The organism is Synechococcus sp. A18-25c (genome assembly GCF_014280035.1).
Lineage (GTDB): Bacteria > Cyanobacteriota > Cyanobacteriia > PCC-6307 > Cyanobiaceae > Synechococcus_C.
Window position 1 is genome coordinate 262,840 of the sequence record NZ_CP047957.1, and the last position, 25,205, is coordinate 288,044.

The 25,205-nt window shown below is 62.2% G+C and carries 23 protein-coding genes and 1 tRNA gene; 11 read left to right on the plus strand and 13 right to left on the minus strand.

Features of this window, described 5'->3' with window-relative positions; all coding sequences use genetic code 11:
• Position 1: 1 nt before the first annotated feature.
• Both SynA1825c_RS01220 and SynA1825c_RS01225 read right to left on the minus strand, forming a co-directional pair.
• A complete protein-coding gene (locus SynA1825c_RS01220) occupies positions 2-1,225 on the minus strand; it encodes a DegT/DnrJ/EryC1/StrS aminotransferase family protein (RefSeq protein ID WP_186469943.1) in 1,224 nt (407 codons plus the stop codon).
• Positions 1,226-1,234: 9 nt separating this feature from the next.
• Positions 1,235-1,852 (minus strand): thioredoxin family protein, encoded by a 618-nt coding sequence (locus SynA1825c_RS01225; RefSeq protein WP_186469944.1) that lies wholly within the window; start codon positions 1,850-1,852, stop codon positions 1,235-1,237.
• Between the two features lie 93 nt (positions 1,853-1,945).
• Between SynA1825c_RS01225 and SynA1825c_RS01230 the strand changes: the two genes are divergently transcribed.
• On the plus strand, positions 1,946-2,443 hold the full coding sequence (locus SynA1825c_RS01230; protein ID WP_186470936.1) for a hypothetical protein: 498 nt from the start codon (positions 1,946-1,948) through the stop codon (positions 2,441-2,443).
• Here the strand turns inward: SynA1825c_RS01230 and SynA1825c_RS01235 are convergent.
• Together SynA1825c_RS01235 and SynA1825c_RS01240 are read right to left on the minus strand one after the other, a co-directional pair.
• The gene (locus SynA1825c_RS01235) at positions 2,440-2,868 is read right to left on the minus strand and encodes a hypothetical protein (RefSeq protein WP_186469945.1); all 429 of its coding nucleotides are present in this window, start codon (positions 2,866-2,868) and stop codon (positions 2,440-2,442) included. The two genes, SynA1825c_RS01230 and SynA1825c_RS01235, sit on opposite strands and share 4 nt — an antisense overlap.
• Positions 2,869-2,874: 6 nt before the next feature.
• Positions 2,875-3,807, minus strand: coding sequence for an FAD-binding domain-containing protein (locus SynA1825c_RS01240; protein WP_186469946.1), 933 nt, complete (start codon positions 3,805-3,807; stop codon positions 2,875-2,877).
• Positions 3,808-3,927: 120 nt separating this feature from the next.
• On the opposite strand from SynA1825c_RS01240, the gene fabI reads away from it, so the two are divergent.
• The 5 genes from fabI (at position 3,928) to SynA1825c_RS01265 (ending at position 8,973) form a co-directional block, all read left to right on the plus strand.
• A complete protein-coding gene (fabI, locus tag SynA1825c_RS01245) occupies positions 3,928-4,710 on the plus strand; it encodes an enoyl-ACP reductase FabI (RefSeq protein ID WP_186470937.1) in 783 nt (260 codons plus the stop codon).
• 776 nt (positions 4,711-5,486) lie between these two features.
• Positions 5,487-5,834, plus strand: coding sequence for a hypothetical protein (locus SynA1825c_RS13570; RefSeq protein ID WP_255478424.1), 348 nt, complete (start codon positions 5,487-5,489; stop codon positions 5,832-5,834).
• Between the two features lie 173 nt (positions 5,835-6,007).
• A complete protein-coding gene (gene hisB, locus SynA1825c_RS01255) occupies positions 6,008-6,616 on the plus strand; it encodes an imidazoleglycerol-phosphate dehydratase HisB (RefSeq protein WP_186469948.1) in 609 nt (202 codons plus the stop codon).
• A 57-nt stretch (positions 6,617-6,673) separates the two neighbouring features.
• Positions 6,674-8,161 (plus strand): carotenoid oxygenase family protein, encoded by a 1,488-nt coding sequence (locus SynA1825c_RS01260; RefSeq protein WP_186469949.1) that lies wholly within the window; start codon positions 6,674-6,676, stop codon positions 8,159-8,161.
• A gap of 107 nt (positions 8,162-8,268) precedes the next feature.
• Entirely contained in the window at positions 8,269-8,973 is a 705-nt protein-coding gene (locus SynA1825c_RS01265) for an SIMPL domain-containing protein (RefSeq protein WP_186469950.1), read from the plus strand.
• Between the two features lie 36 nt (positions 8,974-9,009).
• On the opposite strand, the gene SynA1825c_RS01270 is transcribed toward SynA1825c_RS01265, so the two are convergent.
• The 6 genes from SynA1825c_RS01270 to SynA1825c_RS01295 all read right to left on the minus strand — a co-directional run bounded on the left by SynA1825c_RS01270 (position 9,010) and on the right by SynA1825c_RS01295 (position 15,973).
• A complete protein-coding gene (locus SynA1825c_RS01270) occupies positions 9,010-10,548 on the minus strand; it encodes a BCCT family transporter (RefSeq protein ID WP_186469951.1) in 1,539 nt (512 codons plus the stop codon).
• A gap of 18 nt (positions 10,549-10,566) precedes the next feature.
• Positions 10,567-11,757 (minus strand): FAD-dependent oxidoreductase, encoded by a 1,191-nt coding sequence (locus tag SynA1825c_RS01275; RefSeq protein ID WP_186469952.1) that lies wholly within the window; start codon positions 11,755-11,757, stop codon positions 10,567-10,569.
• Entirely contained in the window at positions 11,754-12,809 is a 1,056-nt protein-coding gene (locus SynA1825c_RS01280; protein WP_186469953.1) for a Glu/Leu/Phe/Val dehydrogenase dimerization domain-containing protein, read from the minus strand. Before SynA1825c_RS01280 ends, SynA1825c_RS01275 begins: the two co-directional genes overlap by 4 nt.
• Positions 12,809-13,846 (minus strand): SAM-dependent methyltransferase, encoded by a 1,038-nt coding sequence (locus SynA1825c_RS01285; protein ID WP_186470938.1) that lies wholly within the window; start codon positions 13,844-13,846, stop codon positions 12,809-12,811. Before SynA1825c_RS01285 ends, SynA1825c_RS01280 begins: the two co-directional genes overlap by 1 nt.
• Positions 13,847-13,919: 73 nt before the next feature.
• Complete coding sequence (rdgB, locus tag SynA1825c_RS01290; protein ID WP_186469954.1) at positions 13,920-14,507, minus strand: RdgB/HAM1 family non-canonical purine NTP pyrophosphatase; 588 nt, start codon at positions 14,505-14,507, stop codon at positions 13,920-13,922.
• A 2-nt stretch (positions 14,508-14,509) separates the two neighbouring features.
• Positions 14,510-15,973: a phosphoglucomutase/phosphomannomutase family protein gene (locus tag SynA1825c_RS01295; RefSeq protein ID WP_186469955.1), complete on the minus strand. Its 1,464-nt coding sequence runs from the start codon at positions 15,971-15,973 to the stop codon at positions 14,510-14,512.
• Between the two features lie 53 nt (positions 15,974-16,026).
• Here SynA1825c_RS01295 and SynA1825c_RS01300 point away from each other — a divergent pair, with 53 nt between their 5' ends.
• Positions 16,027-17,538 carry a TM0106 family RecB-like putative nuclease gene (locus SynA1825c_RS01300; RefSeq protein WP_186469956.1) on the plus strand — a complete coding sequence of 504 codons (1,512 nt, stop codon included), beginning with the start codon at positions 16,027-16,029 and terminating at the stop codon, positions 17,536-17,538.
• Here SynA1825c_RS01300 and SynA1825c_RS01305 read toward each other — a convergent pair.
• Complete coding sequence (locus tag SynA1825c_RS01305) at positions 17,496-18,353, minus strand: folate-binding protein YgfZ (RefSeq protein ID WP_186469957.1); 858 nt, start codon at positions 18,351-18,353, stop codon at positions 17,496-17,498. The genes SynA1825c_RS01300 and SynA1825c_RS01305 overlap by 43 nt on opposite strands.
• Positions 18,353-18,934 (minus strand): orotate phosphoribosyltransferase, encoded by a 582-nt coding sequence (gene pyrE / locus SynA1825c_RS01310; protein WP_186469958.1) that lies wholly within the window; start codon positions 18,932-18,934, stop codon positions 18,353-18,355. The genes SynA1825c_RS01305 and pyrE overlap by 1 nt, the downstream gene beginning before the upstream one ends.
• A 59-nt stretch (positions 18,935-18,993) precedes the next feature.
• On the opposite strand from pyrE, the gene SynA1825c_RS01315 reads away from it, so the two are divergent.
• From SynA1825c_RS01315 to SynA1825c_RS01330, 4 genes are all read left to right on the plus strand, one after another.
• Positions 18,994-19,503, plus strand: coding sequence for an occludin/ELL family protein (locus tag SynA1825c_RS01315; protein ID WP_255478427.1), 510 nt, complete (start codon positions 18,994-18,996; stop codon positions 19,501-19,503).
• A 14-nt stretch (positions 19,504-19,517) separates the two neighbouring features.
• A tRNA-Ile gene (locus SynA1825c_RS01320) sits at positions 19,518-19,590 on the plus strand.
• Between the two features lie 13 nt (positions 19,591-19,603).
• Positions 19,604-20,917 carry a hemolysin family protein gene (locus SynA1825c_RS01325; RefSeq protein ID WP_186469959.1) on the plus strand — a complete coding sequence of 438 codons (1,314 nt, stop codon included), beginning with the start codon at positions 19,604-19,606 and terminating at the stop codon, positions 20,915-20,917.
• A gap of 55 nt (positions 20,918-20,972) precedes the next feature.
• Positions 20,973-21,977, plus strand: coding sequence for a Gfo/Idh/MocA family protein (locus tag SynA1825c_RS01330; protein ID WP_186469960.1), 1,005 nt, complete (start codon positions 20,973-20,975; stop codon positions 21,975-21,977).
• Between the two features lie 10 nt (positions 21,978-21,987).
• Here the strand turns inward: SynA1825c_RS01330 and SynA1825c_RS01335 are convergent, their stop codons facing one another.
• Positions 21,988-25,173 carry a glycoside hydrolase family 15 protein gene (locus SynA1825c_RS01335; protein ID WP_186469961.1) on the minus strand — a complete coding sequence of 1,062 codons (3,186 nt, stop codon included), beginning with the start codon at positions 25,171-25,173 and terminating at the stop codon, positions 21,988-21,990.
• Between the last annotated feature and the right edge of the window lie 32 nt (positions 25,174-25,205).

Below are 25,205 nucleotides of genomic sequence, written 5' to 3' on the forward strand. Positions count from 1 at the left end.
CTCAGGCAGCGATCCGGCAGGCCTGATTGCTGGTGGTGGGACTCTGCTTCAGCAGGCTGCGCAGAACGGAGATCACGCGGTTCTGCTGGTCTTCAGACAGTTCGGGAAAGATTGGCAGGCTCAGCACTTCACTGCAGAGCTGTTCGGTCACTGGGAAACTTCCGGCCGTGAGATTCAAACCTGCATAAGCCGGTTGCCGGTGAATCGGAATCGGGTAATAGATGATCGTGTTCACCCCCTGCTCCTGGAGGCTCTGTTTCAGCCAGTCCCGGCAACGGCTGCTGGGAAGACCGAACTCACTGGGTGTGTCGCTGCATTGACCAGCGCAAAGGGTTTGCCCGTCCGGACAAAGGCTCACGCGCACCACGAATTGGTTCCAGCCATGGCCGCAGCCTTCCGCTGGGTCCGGCAGCTGCAGTCCATCGAGATCAGCAAGTGCTTCGTGGTAACGCGCTGCGATGGCTGAGCGTTTGGAGACCCATGCATTCAAGCGCGGCAACTTCACGTTCAGCACGGCGGCCTGCAGCGCATCGAGGCGGCTGTTGTAGCCGAGCTCGGTATGCAGATAGCGGCGTGGCATGCCGTGCACCGCCAGCTCTCGCATGCTCTGGGCGATGGCAGCGTCGTGACAGGTCACAGCGCCGCCATCACCGGCAGCGCCGAGGTTTTTGGTGGGAAAGAAGCTGAAGCAACCCACATCTCCCCAGCTGCCGACGGGGCGCTGATCCCACGATGCACCGGTGGCCTGGGCGCAATCCTCCACGACTTTCAGATGGTGTTTCTGCGCAATGGCCGTCAGACGCGTCATGTCCACCGGACGTCCGAACAGATGCACGGGGATCAGCACTTTCGTTGCTGATGTGATGGCTGATTCAATCAGCTCCAGATCAATCAAATAGGTACTCGGGTCTACATCCACAAACACCGGAGTAGCCCCCACCGCACTGATCGCCTCGGCGGTGGCAAAGAAGCTGAAGGAGGCGGTAATCACCTCATCGCCAGGTCCAATACCCAGACCTCTGAGGGCCAGAATCAGCGCGTCGGTGCCGCTGTTGCAGCCCACGGCATGGGGCGTGCCCACAGCCGCGGCGAAAGCGGTTTCAAACGATTGGATGTCGGGGCCACCGATGTACTGGCCGCTGTGCAGCACCCGCAGCACGGCTTCATCGAGTTCCGGTCCCAGATCGGCAAGTTGCTGGCTGAGACTGAAGGGAGGCACCTGCATGTGGGCACCTTAAGCCGGTGTCCCGAACCACGGGGGTTCCTGTCCTGGATGCCACTTGATGTTGCAGCCGATGGAGGGCTGCTGAACTTCACTGACGGCCTCTCCTTTCAGGACGGCATCGAGGGCGGCTCGCAGATCGCGACCATCCAGGGGAACCTCGTTGCCAGGACGACTGCCATCGAGTTGGCCGCGATAGCGAAGGGTCTGACGGTTGCTGAGGTCGGGGGCGAACAGAAAAAACTCAGGTGTGCAAGCGCCCCGGAGTTCCTTGGCCAGGGTCTGCTGCTCATCCAGTAGGTAAGGGAACGTCCAATGGTGTCGCATGGCTTGCTGACGTAGACCCTCAGGGCCGTCCTGGGGGTGTGTGTTGATGCTGTTGCTGGCGATGCCGAGCAGTGTCACCGCGCTGCCGAAGTCGCGTTCGAGCCGGCTCAGTTCTGGTTCCACGTGCTTCACAAAGGGGCAGTGGGCGCAGAGGAGCATGAACAGCACGGGCCTTGATGGCAGTGCCACGTGGCTCAATGTTTCTGGCGACGATCCACCTGAAAGGCAGCCGCTCACCCGGGTCAACTGGAACGCCGGCAGAGCCGTGCCAAGCGGAAGCATCGTGGAGGGAGTGAGAGCCATGACACCCAGCTGAGAATTGCTGCATTGGTGGTCATCCTCCGCCAGACTCCGCCTCAGCGGGTCAGTGTTCGCGTGCGCAGGCGTGCTCTGGTGATGGGACTCCCAGGCCTGACCATGGTTCTGGTGCTGGTGGGCTGTTCAGCCAGGACTGGTCCCAGTTGGAAGGTGTTCCCGCTCTCCAGACGAAGTCCCCATGACGGCCTGGCAGTGGTCAGTCAGCCCGACGGCTTTGGACTTCATCTTTTTCTGGAGACAGATACCAGCGATCCGGAGCGATGCGAACCCCGCTGGTTCCCAGACGCCGCCCGGCTGTTCAACGGCAATGGCACAGCTCCATTCAGTGCTGGCTTGGCCCCTCGAGACGAATTCTTCGCAGTGGTGCGCCGCGAGGACGTGCTCGCGGCGCTGCGGACTGAATTAAAAGCGCTTTGTGAGCAACGGGCCCCGCAAGCCCTTTGGCAGTGGACTGATCCTCCGACCCAGGCCTCCGAAGTGATTCCGGTGCTGTTGCCGGCCTACGAGGGCGAAGATTTGCTTACCGATCCGGCCGAGGAACAGCAACGTGAAGAGGCGTTGCTGAGGGAGGGTTAGAACCCTTCCCAGACCACCGGCTCCGCTTCACGCCAGTAGCGACTGAACCTGCCGAGGCGCGGAGGCCTTGGAAGTTGCACGAAGGGTTCTGGTTCCAGGAGGTCCAGGTCGATCTGCCCATCAATCGCAGCGGCAATGCGTTCCAGGCGCGGATCCACCGGCAGGCTGCTGATCACACCGTCGGCGTTGTGGCGTTTGGCGAATGCGATCACCTCTTCGGCGACGTCGCCTTTGCGCAACGTGAGTGGAAGGTCAAGGGCGCTCTCGTAGAGAAAACCAAGGCGCTTGCGACTGATGCTGGCTGTACGGATCCAGTGGGAGTCGAACACGAACAGCGCCGGAGCGACCGGGTGGGCCATCAGAGCGGGATTGCTGGGGCCCAGAGCTTCCTCATGCACCCAGAGAATCGGTTGTTGAAAGGTCATCACGGGTTATCGCTGGGGGCGGGCCATGGCGGCACGGGCACTGTTGCCGCGTCCCTGCGGGCTGCGGCGGTTGTTGCTGCGACGGGTGTTGGGCACATCACGGATTGCGGTCTGTGCCGCGAAGAGTTGTGATTCCAGCTGGTCGTAGCTGCCCTCAAAGGGGCACTGATTGGCCTTAGAGCAGCGTTCGCAGAAGCGCCCGTCACTGAAACGCTCAAGGTTGCCCCTGTTGAAGAAGTAGGGCTTATGGCTAAAGCTGCTGGCCACCCATTGCCAGCTGAGGTGGTTGCTGGCGGGATCGCCGTCGATCAAATGCTGAAGAAACCAGTCCGCTCCGGCTTTCCAATGCACTCGACGCCAGTGCACCATGTAAGCGGCCATCCACATGCGGGCATGGTTGTGCAGCCAGCCTGTGCTGACCAGCTCGTTCTGGAAAGCGTCCATGCAGGCCAGGTTGGTGCGGCCATCGCGGATGTCTTCTGGGAGTTCCTGCTGGTAGGACGCCGGGTCGTGTCCGGTTTTGAGATCCTCCTGGCTGTCATGAATGCCGTCACCAAGGTCGGCCCACATCCGCTGCCAGAAGTCACGCCAACCCAGCTCATTGATCAGTTTCGTGCCTTCATCGCGGTTGCGGATGCGCTGAAACACGGCGTCTCGCACTTCGCTGAGAGTGAGCACTCCGTGGCGGATGTAAGGGGAGAGGCCGGTCACCGCACCCCTGAGATGGTTGCGGCTCTTGGCGTAGCGACGCGGATCGACCTTGTTGAGACGCTCTTCAGCGGCCCGGCGCCCTCCTTCCATGGGGCTGAGTGAGCCTTCAGCTTCAGGGAAGTGCTCGGCCAACAGCTGGTCGAGGGATGTTCGGCCGTGGAGTGCCCTGGGCAGATCGTCAGGTCGATCCGGCCATGGCAATGGGGCTGGGGCAGGCTGCGGCGTCACCGGTTTGGACGAGATCGTGCGGCCATCCTGTCGATCCGATCGTTCAACCGCGACTGTCTCTGGCGAGGCAGGGGCCGGGATGGGTGAGAATCCCTGGATACTTCAGTGGATTCCGGTCCGATGCTTCTCGATCTCACGGGCAAGAAGATTCTCGTCACCGGTATCGCCAACAACCGATCCATTGCCTGGGGCATTGCTCAGCAGCTCAGGGCCGCGGGGGCTGAGCTTGGGATCACCTACCTCCCCGATGACAAGGGTCGCTTCGAGGCCAAGGTGCGTGAACTCACGGCACCTCTCGAGCCTTCGCTCTTCCTGCCTCTGAATGTTCAGGATGCGGCCCAGATGGAGTCGGTATTCAGTGAAATTGAGGAGAAATGGGGGGTTCTCGATGGCCTGGTGCATTGCCTGGCTTTCGCGGGGAAGGAAGAGCTGATCGGGGATTACAGCGCTACCACCGCTCAAGGGTTTGCCCGGGCACTTGAGATCAGTGCCTATTCCCTGGCTCCCCTGTGTCGTCATGCCAAGCCCTTGTTCAGTGAGAAAGCCGGGGTGGTCACGCTCACTTACCTGGGCGCTGAACGCGCGATTCCCAACTACAACGTGATGGGTGTGGCCAAGGCCGCTCTGGAAGCGTCCGTTCGCTATCTCTCCGCCGAGCTCGGTCCCGACAAGCAGGTTCGGGTGAATGCCATCAGTGCCGGTCCGATCCGCACTCTGGCCAGTTCGGCGATCGGTGGCATCCTCGACATGATCCACAACGTGGAAGAGAAGGCACCGTTGCGCCGCACCGTCACTCAGACCGAAGTGGGCAACACAGCCGCTTTCCTATTGAGCGATCTTTCAAGCGGTATTTCCGGACAGACCATCTATGTGGACGCTGGCTACTGCATCAACGGCATGTGATTTCGTTGTGTTGTGAGATTAGGTCCGACGCATTCAGGCCTGGGTTGTTCAACGCAACATCACCGATCTGAGCAGACTTCTGACGAACCGCTCGGCGCTGCGATCGATTCCTCCGATCATGTTGTCCATTGTCTTGAAGCTTCTTCGCCATTCAACGCAGCGACATTCGAGGTTGTTCTCGTAGGTGCGTGTGATGTGTCAATAGTGCAGTCGATTTGAAATCCTTTGCTCAGGATCTGGCCGGCCAGCCCTCCGCTGTGAATGGCGCGGTCGATCCCATGCCCGATCATGGGATCCACCCTTGAGGCTGCATCACCCGTGAGCAGAATCCCAGATGGGGATTGGAGCCGCGGATCGTCTGTCAACACCGCTATTCCCCAGGTTCTGATGGCGTCACCTCTTGGAGCATGCTGACGGGTGAGCGCCAGGAGATCGCAACCGCTGAGGGGTGAAATGTCGCGGTGATGAGACCAGTAGATGCCAGCGTTTGTTCCGCCAGTCACTGAAAAACGCCAGGCGTAGGAGGGGTTGCTAGGCCACTGATAATCCATCAGTGAAACGTCCGGATTTTCAACTTCGTCACGCCTGGAATATCTGCGGCTCGCCAATGCAATCGGACGTGGAGCGTGTTGTTCACGCGTCAGGTTTTGCACAACTGAGGACACACCGTCACACCCAACCACCACCTTGTCAGTGACTTCGAATCGTTCCTGCACCTGCCCTTTGCGGCTGCGAATTGTGCCTGCAACACACCAGGGATCAGAGGCTGAGAGACGGTGGAGCGATTGCATCTGCCAACCGAATTCGATTGGCAATCCAGCCCTCGAACAGCACTCAACCAGCCAGTTGTCGAGGTCGATGCGGCGAATGCTGTGAAAGGACGCTGTCTTCTGCCGCTGGGCAGTGCCCTGCAGAAATTAGCCACTGGCTTCGGCGAGGGCGGGCGTCAGCTCTGCTTAGCTGGGTTTGCGGGTCACGCTGACCGATCTCTGAATGATCTTGGAGGGGAGGTTGTTCTCTCTCAGGAAACGAAGCGCATCGCCTGTCAGGGCATCACCGCAGATGTTGTCTCTTGGGAAGTGGGCACGGTCAATCGCCAGCACGTCAAGTCCACTTTTCGCTGATTCCGTTCCGCAGGCTGTGCCTGCAGGGCCGAGACCCACGATCAGAACCTGAACCTTGTTGTTGGACTTGTGCCCTGCTCGCCTTCCGGTCGGTGTCAAGGGCGGGGAATGCAACCGCTGTGGTGTCTGAATGCTTGCTAATGCGGCACGATGAACTCATTGGAAGCAATGGGATGACGCGACTAGGTGAGATCCATCGAGTGACCGGTGAAACCGATGTGAAGGTGCGGCTAGGGCTGGATGGCACCGGCCAATGCCAAGCCAGCACTGGTGTGCCGTTCCTGGATCACATGCTGCATCAGATCAGCAGTCATGGTTTGATCGATCTGGAGATCAATGCGGTAGGCGACACCCACATCGACGATCACCACACCAATGAAGATGTGGGGATCGCCGTGGGACAGGCCCTGGCGCAAGCCCTTGGTGACCGACGCGGTATTCATCGCTTCGGTCACTTCGTGGCACCCCTCGATGAGGCTCTGGTTCAGGTGGCGCTCGATTGTTCTGGTCGTCCACATCTCAGTTACAGCCTGAGCATTCCCGGTCAGAAGATCGGCACCTACGACACCGAACTGGTGAAGGAGTTCTTCGTTGCTGTGGTCAACAACAGCGGCCTGACGCTGCACATCCGTCAGCTGGATGGTGTCAACTCGCACCACATCGTGGAGGCCTGTTTCAAGGCCTTCGCTCGGGCCTTGCGACTGGCGACAGAACTGGATCCGCGTCGTGCCGGTGCTGTTCCCAGCAGCAAGGGGGTGTTGGAGCAGGCGGGTGCCAACTGAACGGCGTCCGCGCTTCACAGTCCGTTACGAGAGGATGGTGGTCGCTGCCACTGCTCCGTGACTGTTGCTCCTGCTGCTGAACGCTTCAAACGAGCGGAGTGGGCCAGCTCCTTTCGCAATGTGGAGCAGGAGCTCAGCGCGGTACCGGTCAAGCCCGTTCGGGGCACAGTTCCCGCGGAGTTGTTAGGCACGCTGTATCGCAACGGACCTGGTCGCCTCGAGCGTGCCGGCCAGCGCGTGCATCACCCCTTCGATGGGGACGGCATGATCACTGCCCTGCGGTTCGACGCAGGTGGTTTGTCTCTCACCAACCGCTTTGTGCGCACTGCTGGCTGGCAGGCGGAAGAAGCGGCTGGCAAGGTGCTTTATCGCGGTGTGTTCGGCAGCCAGAAGCCGGGTGGTCGTCTGGCCAATGCTTTTGACCTGCGCCTGAAGAACATCGCCAACACAGGCGTGGTCAGGCTCGGTGATCAGCTGCTCGCTCTTTGGGAGGCGGCTGAACCCCATGCGCTTGACCCTCACAGCCTGGATACCCATGGCATTTGCCTGCTGGGTGGCGTGCTGAAAAAGGGTGAGGCGTTCAGTGCCCATCCCCGCTTCGATCCAGGTCATCACGACCGTCCACGCATGGTCACCTTTGGTGTGAATACGGGGCCGCGCAGCACCATCCGGCTGATGGAATTCGCCACGGAGGATGACGCTGCAGCCGGCATCAAGGCCGGTGATCTGCTCAATGACCGCCGCGATACCTTCGGCGGTTTTGCCTTTCTGCATGATTTTGCGATCACGCCCAACTGGGCGGTGTTCCTTCAGAACGCGGTCGACTTCAACCCCCTGCCGTTTGTGCTCGGAGAAAAAGGAGCCGCGCAATGTCTCCGCTCGAATCCCAACGGTCAGGCCAAGTTTTGGTTGATTCCCCGTGATAGCGGCGCATTTGCTGGGCAAGCGCCACGCATTATCGATGCTCCTGATGGGTTCGTGTTTCATCACCTCAATGCCTGGGAAGAGGGAAGTGATGTGGTGGTGGACAGCATCTACTACAGCGATTTCCCCTCGATTGGCCCGGACGTGGACTTTGCGGCTGTGGATTTCGACCTGATCCCCGAAGGTCTGCTGGAGCAGTGCCGAATCCATCTCGACCGCGGCGCGGTGGAGAGCACGCGCCTCAGCGAGCGCTGCTGCGAGTTCGCCATGGTGAACCCTGAGCGGGAAGGTCTGCCCTGTCGCTTTGCCTGGATGGCCGCAGCGGCGCGCAAGCAGGGCAATGATCCCTTGCAGGTGATCAAGAAGCTGAACCTCAGTACGGGTGAGCATCAGATCTGGAGTGCAGCACCGCATGGGTTTGTCAGTGAGCCCCTGATGGTTCCCAGGCCCGGTGCGTCCAGCGAAGACGACGGATGGATTCTGGAACTGGTGTGGAACGGTGCCAGGGATGGCTCCGATCTCGTGATCCTTGATGCGTCTGACCTGCGGGAACTGGCTGTGCTGGAGCTGCCGTTGGCCATCCCCCATGGCTTGCATGGCAGCTGGGTAGCCGCTGGCTGACCAGATGGATCCGTTGATCACTTTGCGGTGATCAGTCACGCGTCAGTTACCTCTTGGCTCGCCAGTGGACCTAGACATCGGGACTTGCTCTAATTCCCCTTTTGTTGATGTGCTCCAGGCTTGTCTCTGCTCCCTGTCTGGTCCTGGCAGCGCCACTGCTGGCTGGCGTCGTTGTTCCCTCTCCTTTGCGAGCGATGAGCCATGAGCCTCAGTGTCGTGGCACGTTGCTGCAGCTGCTGGTTCAGGAGCAAGGTCAAGCCCGCTCCGAACGCTTTCGCTTCAACCTGCGCTTGGAAGCTGAGGCCGCCAGCGCTGCGGCTGCGCTGGATCAGCTCAACAGTCGACTCGATGCCCTGCGCCAAGCTTTCAATCCCTTGGTGCAAGACAGCCTGGTGGTTTCGGCTCCCAGCACCTTTCCGATCGGATCGGCCGTTCCTGACAGCCGTACGCGTGCTGCGACGACAATCAGCGGCCAGGTCCGCCGTAGCGACTACGACACCTTGATTCAGCGGGCCGGTCGCTTGCCAGGGGTGCGGCTACAGGGCATGACCTCGCTGGCCTCCGCTAGCGGACAGCAGGCACTGGAAGAGCGTTTGCTGAAGCGTGCGTTGGAGCGTGGTCAGCGCCAAGCCGACCGCACTGCCTCCGCGCTGGGGCTTCGCCGCACGTCGCTGTTGCGAATTGACCAGCGCAGCAGGCCGCCGGTACGCGCACTGGCGATGGCTGCGGATGCCTCCTCTCGCTTCAGGCCTGAAGAAGCCCCATTGCCGATTGGAAGCATCAATTTGGCTCTGGATTACTGCCTGAGCTGATGTTCTGACCACACCAGGGCTCTTGCGCTGTTGGGGCTAGTGATGGCGCCATTCCTTCCAGGCCAGGCGCGGAGCCGTCCAGAGTGTGAAGAGCACCAGGGGGGTGACCGGCACCGCGGTGATCACGATGAAGGCCTGCAGGGCATCGATGGAGGTGCTGTCCCCCAGGCCCGAGTCGATGCGCAGCAGCACCAGGGTGAGGCTGCCGATCATCAGGGCCCAGAACAGGCGCAACAGAGCAGGGGGCTGCTTGCGACCGCTCACCACCATGGCCGCGGCGTAACTCATCGAGTCGGCGCTGGTGCACATGAACAGCACCACCAGCACCAGGCCGATGGGGATCAGAACGCTCGCCAGGGGTAACTGACTGAGGATGGTGAGCAGTGCTGCTGCGGCGCCGTTCTGATCCAGCGCTGCACGGATGCCACCTCCAGCCAACTGCAGATACAGCCCCGTACCGCCAAGCAGGGTGAACCAGAGGTTGGTCACGATCGGGCAGAGGATGGCCACCGCCAGCACCAGTTCACGGATGCTGCGGCCGCGGCTGACGCCTGCTGTGAACAGACCCATCAAGGGCGCATAGCCGAGGAACCAGCCCCAGTAGAACACTGTCCAGTCGTTCACCCAGTTCGGCGGCACGGTGTTGGGGGTTAGGGCCATCTGCGGCAGATGGATCAGGTAGGTGATGAAGCCGCTGAAGAAGTGTTGGATCAGCCAGAGGCCCGGGCCCAGGAGAAGCAGACCCGTCGCCAGGACCAGGGTGAGCCACACGTTGAGCTCGGAGAGCCACTTAATGCCCTTCTGAATGCCGCTAACGGTGGAGGCCGCGAAGACGGCGGTCAGCAGCACCACCACCAGGGATTGCAGTCCTGCACTGTCGCTGAGCCAGGGCAGTCGACCTGCGGCGTTGCTGAGTTGCAGGGACAAGAACCCCAGGGGGCCAACCGTGCCGGCGATCGCGGCCACGACCGACAAGCCATCGGCCAGGTCACCGATCGGGCCATCCACCCAGCTGCGCGGCACGATGCTCACCAGGAGCGTGCGGGGACGCAGGGGTTCACCGCGTCGCTCCTGGATTGAAAAGGTGATCGTGGTGGTGGTGGCCACCAGGGCCCAGGCCAGAAAGCCCCAGTGCAAAAAACTCACCGCCAGGGCTGGGTCGACTGCGGCCGGTGTGCTGCCTTCGACCCCTGCAAACACCGGTGATGGGGTTTGGAAGTGATACAGCGGTTCGGCTGCCGACCAGAACACACCACCCCCCGCCAGCAGGGTGCAGATCAGCACCGCGCACCAATCAAAGAATTTGAGACTTGGCTTGGCGTCCGCTCCACCCAGCCGGAGTGTTCCGATCGGGCTGATGGCCAGGGATAGCGCGATCAACAACAGCACCACCACCATCCACTGCCAGACCCCCCCAAGGGCATCACTGACCACGGCTTTGCCGTTGTCGGTGAACTGCTTGGCCAGGGCCAGGTCGATCGCCGACACCAGCAGAAAGATCAGCAGAGGAATGGCGCCGATCCAAAGAGGAGGCTGGCGCCACCAGGAGCGCTGGCTCGCGGGGATGTCAGACATCGGTTGAGGGTTGAGGGGTCAGGCGCGGACGGCGTCGCGTTGGTGGCTCCAGCAGGAGAGATCGACGGCGGGTTGTTCTCCGCTGGCGAGGCGTGCCAGCGAATCACCGATCAGGGGAGCAAACTTGAAGGCCTGGCCCGAGCCACCTGCGAACAGGCTCAACTTCGGGGTGAGCCGATCCAGCACGAAGTTCACATCGCTGGCCATGGAGTAGGGGCTGATGACGGTCTCCACCCGCTCCTGGACACCCTCCAGTCCGTTGAACAGAAAGCTGTCGAGTAACTCCACCAATCGGGCCGGTGGTTCGGTGACCATCGCATTGGGAGCGGCGACGCGCAGGCCGCGCGGGGCCCAGTCGATGCCGGCCTTGATTCGGGGGCGGCCATCCGGCGTATGGCTCAGCACCGGGAAGCCGTAATACAGCCCACCGTCATCGCCCCGCTCCTGCTGGAAGCAGAACCACTGGGGGTAGCGATCGGCCAGCGCCGGGTCGACGGTGTAGTGGGCCCAGAGCATCGGCCACACCTCCAGCTTTGGAGCCAATCCAAGGGGAGCCAGCAACAGCTGGCTCCAGATGCCGCAGGCCACGACCAACTGTCTGGCAGCAAGGTGGTGGCCGCTCTCGAGGGTGACGCCTCCGCCATCGGGATCGAGGCCCGCCACAGGGCAGTGCTCGATCAGCTGATGGCCAGCGTTGCGAGCGGTGTTGATCCAGTGGGCCACCACCTTGTCGCTGCGCACGGCACCAGCGGTGGGCTCGAACAGGCCGGTGAAGTCCGCCTCGGGCTTCAGCGGGAAGCGGGCCGCGATCTGGTCGGCATCGAGGGCTTCGTAGGGGATGCCCTGATCGTCCATCACCCTTCGGGCCCCGGGGATCGACCCCTCGATCGTTTCCTCATCCCAGCTTTCGCCGTAAAACAGCAAGCCATGGGTCTCTCGCAGTTTTGCGTCGGCGTGGAGTTCCTCGTCCCGCCAGAGGCGGTTGGCCTCCTGGGCCAGACGGCAGAGCATCGGGTCGGAGTACATCTCTCGGAACATCCGGGTTTCGCCGTAGCTGCTGGCCTTGGCGTGGGCCAGAGTCTGGGCTTCCAGCAACACCACATCGTGCACGCCGCGGCGGGCCAGGGATGCAGCACAGCTGAGGCCGGCCATGCCGCCGCCAACAATGATGACTGCCGCTTGGGTCGGTAGGGATTGGAGGGGGGTCATTGGCTGTCTCCGAAGCTCAGTCCGATGGGGTTGCGTTCGCGTTTAGCTGCCACTTCCTCGAGGGCTGCACCCACTGATAAGCCCTGATCGCGTTGATTGAGGTATTCACTGGCCCGCTGCCGCACTTTGCTGCGCACAAAGGCGTACACATCCTCAGCACCAGCGTGCTTCCAGGCTTCGGGGGAGAAGCGTTCGATGGAGTCGGTGATCACGGCACCGGCATTCACCAGTGGATCCGGCAGCACGCGAATGCCGCGGCGACGCAGATCACTGGCGAGTTGTGGTGTCTGAAATGGGGCATTCGCTGCCGGAACTACAGACTTCACCCGCAGGGCTGAAGCGATCTTGGCCGTGATCAGCCCTGAAATGGAGCAAGGGAGAAGCAGATCCAGTGTCAGCTCCCACCACGGACAGTTCAGTGGCAAGGGGGTTGCACCGTCGAAGCCGGCGCGTTCGCGGTTGACATCCACGGTGAAGACTGTCCAGCCGTGATCGACGAGATGACGGGCCACCGTCCCGCCGACAGCTCCGCAGCCGTGCACGAGGGCCCGGCCGGGGTTGGCGTCTTTGAGTTCCTTCTCCAGCACGGCCTCCACGGCGCCGAGGGTGCCGTGGGCCGTGGTGGCACTGGCATCCACTGGGCTGCCGACCGCCGCTAGCACGTGGGGGGTGAGCGCCATCAGACGCTCCATATCCTCCAGGCTGGTGTTGAGGTCGCAGCCGGTGATCATGGCGCCATCGAGCGACTCCAGCAGCTCGGCGGTGACGTGGATCAATTCATCTTTCACCGCTTGCGGCTCGGCGGCTCGGGCCACGATCTTGCCCCCGGCAAAACCGGTGCCATAGAGATCGTGCTTGTGGGTCATCAACCCCGCCAGCCGCTGTCCGTCGGCGATGCAGGCTTCGTCGCTGGGGTAGTTGAGCAGGCGCAGGCCCCCGTTGGCGGGACGTCTGGCATCAGTGTCTTCCGCCACCACGAATACCGAAAGGTGGTCGGAGACATGTTCCGCCAGCACCGACACAATCGGCGCTGTTGTCATGCCATTGCCCATCAGGCCACCTTTTCCATCATTTGGTGGTGCTCGACATAATCGAGACTCCAGTCGCTTGGAGCGTCAGCGATGCGCTGTTGCAGCCGCTCGAACAGGGTGTCTGCAGCGGCCTCTCCGGCGGCACCGATGAAGCTGTGGCGGCTCCAGCTGCGGATCGTTGCCATCAATCCTGCGGCGAAGGTCGCCGTATCGCCGTTCTCGTTCCAGCGGCGGCGGTAAGGGCACTTCACATACACCGTGCGTTCATCCACCAGGCGCAGGCCGTTGCGGTATGGCGCCGAGCTGCTGTCGTTCAAGGGCGCCATGAACTCCTGAGGGGACTTGTAGAAGTTCAAAACGGTTCCGTTGCGGTACTGCTCATCGCTGATCAGGCCCTCGTCCGCCATGCCACGCCAGATCTGGTGCAGTTGGTCATGCACGTTGTGGGTTTCTCCGCCGTTGTGGCCGAGATAGAGGCCCGCTTCATCACGGGAGAGATTCACGGTCAGTAGTCGGCCGCCCACCTTCAGCTCACGGCTGCGTAGCTCAAGAATGTGGTTCCAGTCCCTCATCGCCTGGGCAGTGAAGCGCTGGAGGGCCTCGGCATCACTGGAGGCCAGCACATGGGTGTGGCTGTCGAGGGGGCCAGGAGAGGTGCTCAGCCAGTGCATGGCGGTGGCGGAGAAGCCGAAACTCACGGAGTTCGGTGCCACGGTGGGCTTATAGAAGCTGCACGCACTCACCAGCACCGTTGGCTTTGGATCCCGGGGAGCTTGCAACGCCAGGTTCTTCGCCAACGCCACGTTGTCGTTGCTCGGCAGGTCGTTGCCGATCAGCGTCAGGTGCGCTTTTGGCTGGTTGGTGTGCAGGCGATCCAGCACCTGATTCCAAAGCCCGACAGCGGTGCCGCCATCGGCCGCTCCGTAATCGATCAGAACATGGCTGTCAGCAACAGCCAGTTGATTCACACAAGTCAGGGCCCAGTCGGAGGCGGCTTCGATGCAGAGGAGAGCGCCTTCGGTCTGCGCGCTGTAACCCGTGGTCATGGCAATGGCCATGGACCTCGTCAGCGTCAAGGTCCACCGTAAGACCGAGCTTGATCAGGCGCGTGATTCGCCTGGGCGGTTGGGTTCAGTGCACCGTCAGCAGTTGGCGCAGCTGCGGTTCCAGCAAGACGAAAGCTCGCCCTCGATGGCCATGACTTTTCTTCTCGATAAGTGACATCTCAGCAAAGGTGCGACCGGTGCCGTCGACTTCGAAAATCGGGTCGTAGCCAAAACCCTGGTCTCCACGTGCTGCGTGCGTGATGCGTCCTTCACAGCGGCCTTCCACCTCCAACAGCACTGAGCCGTCGGGGGCCGCCACGCAGAGCGCTGCACAGAAGTGGGCTGCACGCGCCTGCTGGTCACCCAGAGCCTTCAGCAATCGCGCAATTCGTTCGGGGTCGCTCGGGGCATAGCGAGCCGAATGCACGCCAGGCGCCCCATCGAGGGCGTCGACACTGAGGCCCGAGTCATCCGCCAGTGCCCACTCACCCGTTGCAGTTGCAACGGCTAACGCTTTGATCCGAGCGTTGGCCGCAAAGGTGCTGCCGGTTTCCTCCACTTCCAAGCCTTGCGGTTGCGGTCGCACCAGCAGGGGCAGATCGCTGAGCAGACCTTCGAATTCCCGGATCTTGCCCTGGTTTCCGCTGGCGATGACCAATGTGCGCTTGCTCATGCTCAGGCTGCCTCCGCAAAACGGCGCGCCCAGGTCAGCACCGTTGCCACCCGCTCAGCATCGGGCGCTTCGCAGTAGAGCCGCAGCAGCGGCTCGGTGCCGGAGAAGCGCAGCATCAACCAGTGACTGGCTCCCAGCCTCAGTTTCACGCCGTCGGTGGTGATCACCTCCTGCACCGGCAAGCCTGCGATTTCCTGAGGCGGTGTGGTGGCCAGCAGCGATTCCAGACGGCGACGGGACTCCATGTCGGCCAGCCGCAGATCGAGACGGTCGTAATGGCTTGCGCCGCCGCATCGCTGCCGCAGCGCTTCCATTCGAGCGCCGAGCGGTTGACCGCCCTGCACTAGGGCTTCCAGCACCAGCATCGCTGCAAACAGGGCATCTCGTTCTGGGAGGTGCATGCCAAAGCCCACCCCTCCGGATTCCTCACCGCCAATCAGCACCTCTCCGGCGAGCATTTCAGAGGCGATGTATTTGAAGCCGACGGGCAGTTCCAGCACCTCACGGCCCAGATCCTCAGCCACAAGGCGCATCAGATCGGAACCGCTAACGGTTTTGACCACCGATCCCGGCAGGTTGCGGGTGCCTGCAAGGTGATCGATCAGTAGGGGCATCAGCTGCTGGGTGCTGCAGAAGCGGCCTTGCTCGTCCACAGCGGCGATACGGTCACCATCGCCGTCAAACACCAGGCCCACAGCGGGCTGGCCCTGTTGGCTGCAGGCCCGAATGGCTGCGATCAGCTCTTTCAGATAAGGGGCAAGCGGTTCCGGAGGGCAGCCACCAAACAATGGATCTCGATTGCCGCGGATCTCCGACACCAGACCGTCCACGTCGGTGCCCAGCAGGTCTTGCACACACCCCGCTGCAGAGCCGTGCATCGGATCCACAATCACCCGCAGCCCCATCGCTTTCAGCCCGGCGCGGATTGCATCCAGATCCAGCTTGCGCCGCAGGCCTTCGAGATGCTCGCTGCGGGCATCGAAGCGCTCCAATTCCCCAGCGACCGGGACGTTGAGCGCTCCAGCGGCCAGGCGCTGTTCCACAGCTGCGGTGAAGTCTCCCTCAACCGACCCTCCGAACGGACCCTTGATCTTCAAGCCAAGCCATTCCGGTGGGTTGTGGCTGGCGGTGATCACCAGGGCCCCGAGGGCTTGGCGTTCCACCGCAGTCCAGCTGCAGGCTGGCGTTGGAACGGCTGAGCTCGTTAGCAGGGGTGTGAGGCCGACACCGCGGACGGCGGATGCAATCGCTTCAGCCAGTTCCGGGGCCAGGAAGCGACGGTCGTAGCCGATCACCACGGTGCGGCTTGTCAGGCCTTCTGGTGCCTGATGGGCGAGTTCTTGCGCGGAGGCTGCCGCAACGGGCAGCAGCCGTTCCACGGTGATGTCCACGCCAAGGATTCCGCGCCATCCGTCAGTCCCGAAGCGGATGGGTGCTGCAGCCAGAGGGAGGGGAGCCGACGCCATGGGATGCCTGTGCTGCATGTGGATCTAGCAGCCGGCCGCCGTAACGTCGGCGGATGGGTGACACCCCTCCCGCTGACAAGCCGCTCAATGACCGACTGCTGCGCAGTTGGACCCGTTGTCGCCGCCGGGCCTGGCTGGACCGCTACGGCGACCCCGCGCTGCGCGTTTATACGGCTCATAGGACGCTTCAGCTTGACGATCAGCAGCGCAGCTTCGTGGCCTTGCTGCCCCGCAAGCCAGGTCATGGCATCGATGCCTGTGCACGCGGGGATGTGGGGGTGGTTGGCCTGCGATTGAAGGGCTTGACCGTGGATGGCCGCCGTCTTGAAGCCCATCCTGTGTTGTTGCAGCGTCAGTCAGGCCAGAGCCGATGGGGCGACCACAGCTATCGGCCGGTGCTGGCCCGCCAGGGGCGACGCCTCACACGCGAACATCGCCTGCAGTTGGCGCTCTCCGCCCGTCTGCTGTCGGATTTTCAGCAAACTCCGGTCACCCATGGTTTGGCCCTCGCTGGAGCGGGTCGGCGGTTGGAGAAGGAAACGGTTGCTCTAGGTGACAGCTTGCAACGCCAGTTGGATGACTCCCTGCGCAAGCTGGCGGCCGACCTGGACCGGCCTACACCTCCTCCGCTCGCGGCTGATCGGCGCAAATGCACCCTCTGCAGTTGGCGGGGTGTCTGCAATGCCGAAGCCCATCGGGAGGGACATCTCAGTGAGGTCAGTGGCATCGGGGCCAAGCGTCGGGAGATGCTTCTTGATCTCGGCATCGACAGCTTGAACGCGCTGGCCGATGCGGACCCCGTTGTACTGGAAGACCAGCTGAAGCACTTCGGCGAACAGCACGGCGCGGTGGCGGCACCGCTGGTGGCTCAGGCTCGGGTGCAACGGGATGGACTGGTGGAGTCTCTGCTTCCGACGTCTCCCTCACTGCCGGAACTGGTGGATGCTCCAGGGGTATTGCTCTATGACATCGAATCCGACCCGGATGCCCGCGACGACTTTCTGCATGGATTCGTGCGTCTGCCTCGGGATGTGAATGGCAGCTGGGCCCTGGACCGCGCCACCTATCACCCCTTGCTGGTGCTGCAGGAGCATGGTGAAGCCCGGTGCTGGAAACGTCTTAGCTGCTTCCTGGCCCGTTATCCCGATTGGCCGGTGCTCCACTACGGGGAGACGGAATCATTGGCGCTGCGCAAGATGGCGCAGCGCCAGAGTGTGCCCGAGGCGGATCAACAGGCGTTGCGGCATCGTTTGGTGGATGTGCACGCCCGGCTGCGTCTTCACTGGCGGATGCCTCTGAACAGCTACGGATTGAAAACCGTGGCGGATTGGCTGGGGTTTCGCTGGAGCCAAATCGGTGTGGACGGCGCTCGGGCTCTGCTCTGGTGGAGGCAGTGGCGGGGGACCGGTTGTCGCGATCGAGGACCGGGTCAAGCCCTGCGCTGGATTTTCTCCTACAACCGCGATGACTGCATGGCCACATGGGCGGTGGCCGCCTGGATGCTGGCTAAAGATCGCTCCCTTCAGTCCCCCATCGGTGGATCGCAGAACCCCCCGGGCCGTTGAAGATTGAGAGGGATCGCCTCGGTGCCTGCATCCAGTTTTTCAACATCAAGAGCCTGGCGTCGCACTAGGGCCAGACCAAACCATTGGCCTGACTGCGGGTCGCGCGCTGCGCTGGTGATCACACCGGCTCGCTCGGCCTTCAGGCTCAACCGGTCACCGCTCTCTAGTCGAGGCTCCTCAAAGGCTGTGGTGCTGCGCCAGCTGCGCAGTTGCTGTTTCACGCCACCTCTGGACGCCAGCTTGGCCACGGTCTCCTGCCCGAGATAACAGCCCTTGTCGAGTTTCACCCAGTGGGCCAGGCCCAGTTCAAAGGGGTTGGTGTCTCCGTTCAGCTCGGCATCGCTTAGCGGCCAGCCTTCCCGCATTCGCCAGGCTTCCAGCAACTGCGCTGAAGAAGACGTCGGTGCCTCCCAGGTCGTCGGGGGTTCGGCGCCATCATCCAGCCAAAGCACCGCATCCGTTGCTGGCAACTGTCCTTCTTGGAGGCGCTGTAGCCGGCGCTGTTCTCGTTTCGGGCCCAGTCGCACCCGATCGGCCGGAAAGATCACCCGATCGAAGCCACGTATCACGAGATCGGCATCGCCATGCAGCACCAGCACATCGGCGCCTGCGTCATCCAGCCGAATCTCCAGCAGAGCTTGCACGCGACCCGTGGCATTCAGCCAGCACGCCGGAATCAGTTTTTCTTCGCTGGCACCGTTCACGCTTGCGCTGGTCTGGCCGTGCAAAAAGCCGGCGCAGCCGCTTCCCTCGAGCCGGAGGAGTGGGAAGGTGGCGTCCCAGATCAGGCTGTCCATCGGTGGCATCGCTGTCATCACTGAACCAGTTCTGAGGCTCGGGCCGCGATCTCGCTCAGGCGAAACAGGCTCTTCAACTCAAGGCCTGCGGCCTCCATCGCTTCGGCTCCACCTTCTTCTCGATCGACGATCGTCACCACCCGCTCCACGCTGTAACCGGCCTCCTTGAGTTGGTTGACAGCCTTGATGGACGACCCGCCCGTCGTAACCACGTCTTCAAGTACCGTCACCCGCGCCCCCGCTGCTGGCAACGGACCTTCGAGCCAAGCGCCGGTGCCGTGGCCCTTCGCTTCCTTGCGAACGATCAGGGCATCCAAAGCGCGGCCCTGTTGGGCAGCGGCCATGGCGACACCGCTCACCAGTGGATCCGCACCCAAGGTGAGCCCGCCGACAGCCGCGGCGTCCGCTTCCACCAGCGCCAGCATGGCAGGGCTGAGCAACGCCAGGCCACTGCCGCTGAGGGCCACGGGTTTGCAGTTCACGTAGTGGTCGCTGCTGCGGCCGGACGCGAGGGTGAACTGTCCATGCCGATAGGCCTCCTGGGCCAGGCGGTTGAGCAGAACATCGCGATCCATGGTCGTGTCGAAACGATCGGACATGGGGACTGGTGCACAGCGGATCCTCTGCCTAGTTTGCGCGCAGTGGTGACAGATCCCCTGTGAATCGGCAACGGCTGGCAGTGCCGCTCGTGTTGCTCACGCTGGGTGCAGTCCCGGCTGCGCAGTCACGACCGGTGATCTGTTCAACGACTCTTGAAGCGCCTCCATCTGCCGAGGAGCCCGGAATGCCGGTGGAGGTGACCTCTTGCGCAGCGGTGCAGACCACAACGGCTCTTATTGAGCGGCGTTTTTACACGTGGACAGCCCCTTTCTCCGCTGGTGTTGACCTCTTGCATCAGGTCACCGATGTGCTCGGTATCGCTGTCGGAGGGGTCCAGGGCAACCGCTTGATGGGCTTCGGCTTCCCCGATCAGACGATCATCTGGGACGGCACGGCGCTTCAGAACACCTATGCGGTTCTGCTTGAGGAGCAAAGCGACCCCGTGCCCTGGCGCACCGTCGACATCTACAACGGTTTTGATGGCAGCCTTGCGGATGAGACTCGCAGTTCCGTTCTGGTGGAAGCAATGGCTGACACCACCTTCCCGCCGGTGCGTGCCCTGTGGTAAGACCACCCATCAAGGGGGGTCTAGCAATCTGGTGAATGCAGCGAACTCATAATTCGCCTAAGGCGGGTTCGATCCCCGCGACCCCCATCATTTTGGATTGATGCGCACCCTGCTGCTGATCGCGCTGCTGGTTCTTCCGGCTCTGTTCGCAGCAGCCGAGGTGGCGCTGCTGCGACTCCGTCCCAGCCAGGTGCAGGAGCTCACGGACGAGGGTCGCCCAGGTGCCCAGTCGGTGCAGCGCCTGCAGCGGCGACTGCGCATCGCGCTGTTGATGACGCAGTTCGGAGCCTGCCTGTCTCTGGTGGCTCTGGGCTGGATCGGTCGAGGGTTCGGTCAGCGCTGGTGGCCTCTGGGGATGCCCTCCGGTCGCTGGTGGGATCTGGTCTGGTTTCTCTTGCTGGTCGTGCTGGCGACGCTGGTGGCGGGGTTGTTGCCCAGAGCTTGGGTGCTCAGTCGTCCAGAAATGGCCGCCCTGCAACTCGGTCCGGTGTTGGAGGGCGCTATCCGGGTGATGCGCCCGGTGCTCTCAGCGTTGAATGCCCTGGCCTCGTTGCTGTTGCGATTGGCCGGTCTGACCCAACGCTGGGATGAACCGGTGCCTGCTCTCACAGCGGGTGAGTTGGAGTCGCTGATTGAGAGCGGTGCTGTGACCGGTCTCAAGCCGGATGAACGCAACATCTTGGAAGGTGCGTTTGCTCTTCGCGACACCCAGGTGCGGGAGGTGATGGTGCCGCGCTCGGGCATGGTCACGCTGCCAGTGGAAGTGCGCTTCGCGGAGTTAATGGAAGCGGTTCATCGAACCCGTCATGCCCGATTCCCTGTGATCGGTCAGTCGCTGGATGATGTGCGCGGTGTGCTGGATCTGCGCCATCTGGCCGAACCCATCGCCCGCGGGGAGCTGCGTGAAGACTCATGGCTAGAGCCTTATCTCACACCGGTGGAGACCGTTTCCGAGACCAGCAACCTTGCTGATCTGCTCGCGATCATTCGGTCCGGACATCCCTTCCTACTCGTGGTGGATGAGCACGGCGGCACCGAAGGTCTTGTGACGGCGGCAGACCTGACCGGTGAGATCGTTGGCGATGAACCCGAAGATGAGACGGATGAGCCCGACTTGCTGCCGGTGGCGGAGCAGCCAGGAACCTGGTCAGTGGCTGGGGATCTTGAAATTGTCGAACTGAACCGGCAGCTGCAGCTGGATCTGCCGGAAGCCGACGACCATCACACGCTGGCCGGTTTTCTGCTGGAACGCCTTCAGCACATTCCATCCCCGGGTGAAGCACTCAGTCACGGTGGCCTCCAGTTCGAGATCGTGTCGATGGCCGGTCCAAGGATTGCACGGGTCTATCTCGTGCAAACGGAGGAATCCGAAGCGCCTCTGGATCCTCACAATCGGGCACAGGGCTCGACGTAAACCGCTGGGTTTCGCTGCGATCACCGATAATCAGCCGGTTCGCGTAGCCGCACTGATGACCGACCCCATGGTTCCGGTGAAGGTCGGCGTGATCGGGATTGGCAACATGGGCTGGCATCACGCCCGTGTGCTCAGCCTTCTCAAGGATGCGGAGCTTGTCGGTGTTGCTGACCCAGATGCGCAACGCGGGTCCCTGGCTACCGAACAATTCGGATGCCGCTGGTTCGCTGACTACCGCGACATGCTCAGCGAGGTGGAGGCGGTGTGCATCGCGGTGCCGACGCTTTTGCATCATCCAGTTGGTTTGGCCTGCCTAGAAGCGGGACTGCACGTCCTCATCGAAAAGCCGATTGCCGCTTGTCAGGAGGAAGCTGCGGCCCTCAGTGAGGCCGCCAGTCGGGTCAGCAGGCTGCTTCAGGTGGGACACATCGAGCGTTTCAACCCCGCCTTCCGCGAGCTCACCAAGGTGGTAGCCAATGAGGAAGTGGTGGTGCTCGAGGCGCGTCGTCACAGTCCCCACGCGGACCGTGCCAACGATGTATCAGTGGTGCTCGACCTCATGATTCACGACTTGGATCTTGTGCTCGAACTCGCCGGTTCGTCGGTGGTGCATCTGGCCGCGGCAGGAGGACGCAGCGCTGAAGGGCCGATCGATTACGTCAACGCAACTCTGGGCTTCGAGAACGGTGTGGTGGCCAGCCTCACGGCCAGCAAGATGAGTCATCGCAAGATCCGAACCCTCAGTGCGCACTGCCGCTCAAGCTTGGTGGAAACCGATTTCCTCAACCACAATCTGCACATCCATCGCAGGGCCCATGAGTGGTATTCCGCTGATCATGGGGAGCTGCTGTACCGCAATGACGGATTCATCGAAGAGGTAAGCACCACCTCCATCGAGCCGCTGTATGCAGAGCTTGAGCATTTTCTCCAGTGCGTGAGGGGCCGGGAGACCCCAGCTGTGGATGGGCAGCAGGCCTCGCGCGCATTGAAGCTGGCCGATCTGATCGAACAGGCTGTTGAGCAACCCGGCGTCGGTGTACCAATTCAGGCCCCGATCTGATCCGGATCCGTCAGTTCAGTCCTGATTGTTCGGCCAGCTCTCGTAAAGCCTGGATCTGCCACTGACGACAGTCCGCTGGGGAGGATCGGTAGAACTGTTTCCACGCCGCCGCCTTGTGGAGGGGATAGTCCTCTGTCTTTTGCTCAGGATGCGTGTTTCGCCAGCCCACCCGCACAGCATGTCCGATCACCACATCCAGGGCGATGTCGTCGTCGAAGCGCGTGGTCGGATTGGCCGTGGCGAAGGCCATCAGGGAGAGCAGGCTTTCGGTGCAGAGCTGGCGATATTCAGGAGCTCCGATGCGGCTGAGCAGGTGCTCCACCTGGATGGCGAAGTTTCGTTCTCCAGGGGTTTTTTCCAGTAGCAGAGCACTGGTTAGACGGTTTCGGCGTTCCAGCTTGTCGCCAATCACCAGACCTCGGCAGTGGTGGAGGAGTGACCAGATCCCGGCATAGAACTCTTTGGGCACCTGTTGGAGGGACCCCAGTCGAATGCGGTGCTGCAGCCAGTCGCTGCCGCCGGGGCGTTCGTCCAGGGGTTCCGGAATGTTCCATTGCACCTGTCCGCTCAGGTGAAGCAGCTCACGGCGTTGCAGTGCTGCACGGGCGTGATCGACATCAGCAAGCACCGTTCTCAAGCGCAGGCTGATTTGGTGAGGTGGCTCATCACACAGGGCCTCAAAGGCTTCGTCTTGGCTGAGCTGGCGTTCGCTGGCCAGCTCCGAGGTCAACAACAACATCAGCTGACCGAGCTGGAATGTCAGCGATCCCCGGATCATGTCGGGCTCGCGTCGCGCGATGCCGTCAAGGGCGAGCAGCAGCTCCTGCTGCAACATCCGCTCTCGGCTGTCGAGGCCGCAGGTGCGATCGATCAGGGCGGCAATGGCCTGGTTTGAGATGGGACTGACAAGCCGTGAGTCGCTGGTGTAATTGCGCCCCACCACCACTTGTTTCTGGCGGCTCAGCAGATCAATCACGGAATCTTCCAGCTGTGGATGGATCAGGCCCATCGCGCCGGCGCAGCGGCGGGCCACGTTCCAGTCCTCCTGGCTCAGTCCGCGCCGGTAGATCTCCTCCACAAGCGTGATCAGTCCGACAGGAGCGCCCTGAGGGCCCGTGAGGATGGCTTGATGCCCCAGCCGACGGGTGAGCAGTTCCAACACCTCCGCCTGTTCGCGCAGCGAGTGACTGCTCCACAGCCTGCGTCGAAGCTCCTTCAGTGGAACGTCGTCCAATTCCTGTTCCTGCGCTGCCGTGAGGTCACTCAAGTCGGTGGAGTCCTGCAGTAGCTCTGCAGCCTGGCCTTCAGCAGTCGGGCTGAAATGTTCAAGGTCAGCGGGTAGCTTTTGCCACTGGGCCTGTTGCGCCAGGGTCGCTAGGTCGCCGAACTGCACAGGCACTCCTTCCACGCAGCCGCTCTGCAGCCTTCCGATCAGCTCCAGTAGCAGGTTGCTGCTCCGCTCCAGCAGAGCGACCTGCACGGGAATCAGCAGCAGCGGTGCGCCAGGACCTTGCCAGTGCCGTTGCAGCAGATGCAATTCATTGACGACCGTGTCCACGAAATGACATGGGTCATGACTCAGGAAGAAGGTCCCTTCCTCCAGCACGGCAGGTAAGAACCCGAGTGACAGGTCGCCTTGGCGATACAGGCGGGCCGTGACAGTGGTTTCAGGTCGGAGTGGAGGGTGTCCCGTCAGGCCAAGTGCGGCATCAGCGCCGACGCGTTCCAGCCGTTCCCTCAGGGCATCGGAGGGCAACACCTGCAGACCGGCATGCTCTGGCTGACTAACAGGCAGCCCCAGGTTCAGCAGGCGCTGGGCGACATCTGCGTTGGCGGGGACTAGGGCCACCAGCACGGCGGGGCTCCCTAAGGCTCCCTGATGTCGCCGTCCGCACGGGTCAAGATCCTCGGCTTCGATCAACCCTTCTAGAAGCATCTCTCCAAGCCAGGCCAGGCTTTGGGTCCAGAGCAGTGGAACGTTCTCATTGGCAACCCTCCGCTGGCTGCCGGGGTTGCGGCGTTCCAGTGCCAGCAGCTCTTCAGGAACGAGATACAGCTCTGGGAAGAGTCGCTCACCATCGCGATCCACCTGGAGCGATTCCAGGCGATGCCGCCACTGCCTGGCGTCGTCCCAGCGTTGCTCGCAGCAGGCGGTCATCAATTCATAAGCCAGGAACAGGGGCCATTCCGATTCGATCCCTTCGAACTTGGCCAGTTCCTCCCGCTCGTAGTGCAGACGGCTGATGTCTTCCACCACGGTCTGATGGCCGTCGCGGCGGAAGCGCTTGTAGCCGTAAACGCCACCGAGTTCGCGCCGGATGCGTGCGTTGGTGCGCTCGATCAGGCCTGGGTCTTCGACGGCCCAGGCCGGGTAGCCGATTACCGAGAGGCAGGCGCTGTCGACTTCCTTGCTGGCGGATTCTCTCGGTAGCAGGCCCTGGAGAGCGCGTCGCAGACGCACGACGGCGCCATGGGGGATCAACACCTCGGTGCTGCCATTGCCGTGTTGGCCATAGAGATCGATGCCATCAAGGGCTTCGAGCGCCGCTTTGGCCATGCCTATGGAGCTGGCATTGCGCTCTGGCAGACCGTGATTGCCCTTGTCGCCTCGTTCCCAGATGCCGTAGTCCGGCACCCGGTAAGCCCGGGATATGTAGTACACCAGGTTCTGAACGAATGCCGCTTCGTGGCGGTTGTGGATCAAGGTGACTCCGCTGCGGGTCAGTTGCGCCAGCTGCAGCAGGAATAGGGATGTGGCATCGATCTGAAGATGCCCCCAGCCGTCATCCGGAACCACAGGCTCCCCGCTGGCGCTGTCGTATTTGGCATGTAAGGCATCGAGTGGATTCAGGCTGCGCTTAAAGCGTTCCACCTTCTCGGCCTGGCGCATCATTGCGTTGAGCAATCCGCGCATCAGGTCCACCACGCGCTGCTCCAGCTCCCAGCTGCGCTGGCAGGGGCCCTTCATTCGGCGATGCGCCATCGCCAGCCCCCACACACACTGGATGGAGTAAACACAGTCCCGCACCCAGGCATCGCCGTAATTGCCATGCACTGTGTGGGCCGTGCTGGCCGGCAGCAGTCCGCTGATCGGGTTTTGGCGCTGCAACACCACGGCTTCAATCGCCCGATCCAGGCTGTTCAGCTTCTCCAGTTGTTGGGCTTGGTCTTCAGCTGTCGGCTGCGACAGAACCATGGCGTCAAGCGCGACCAGACCTAGATTCTCTC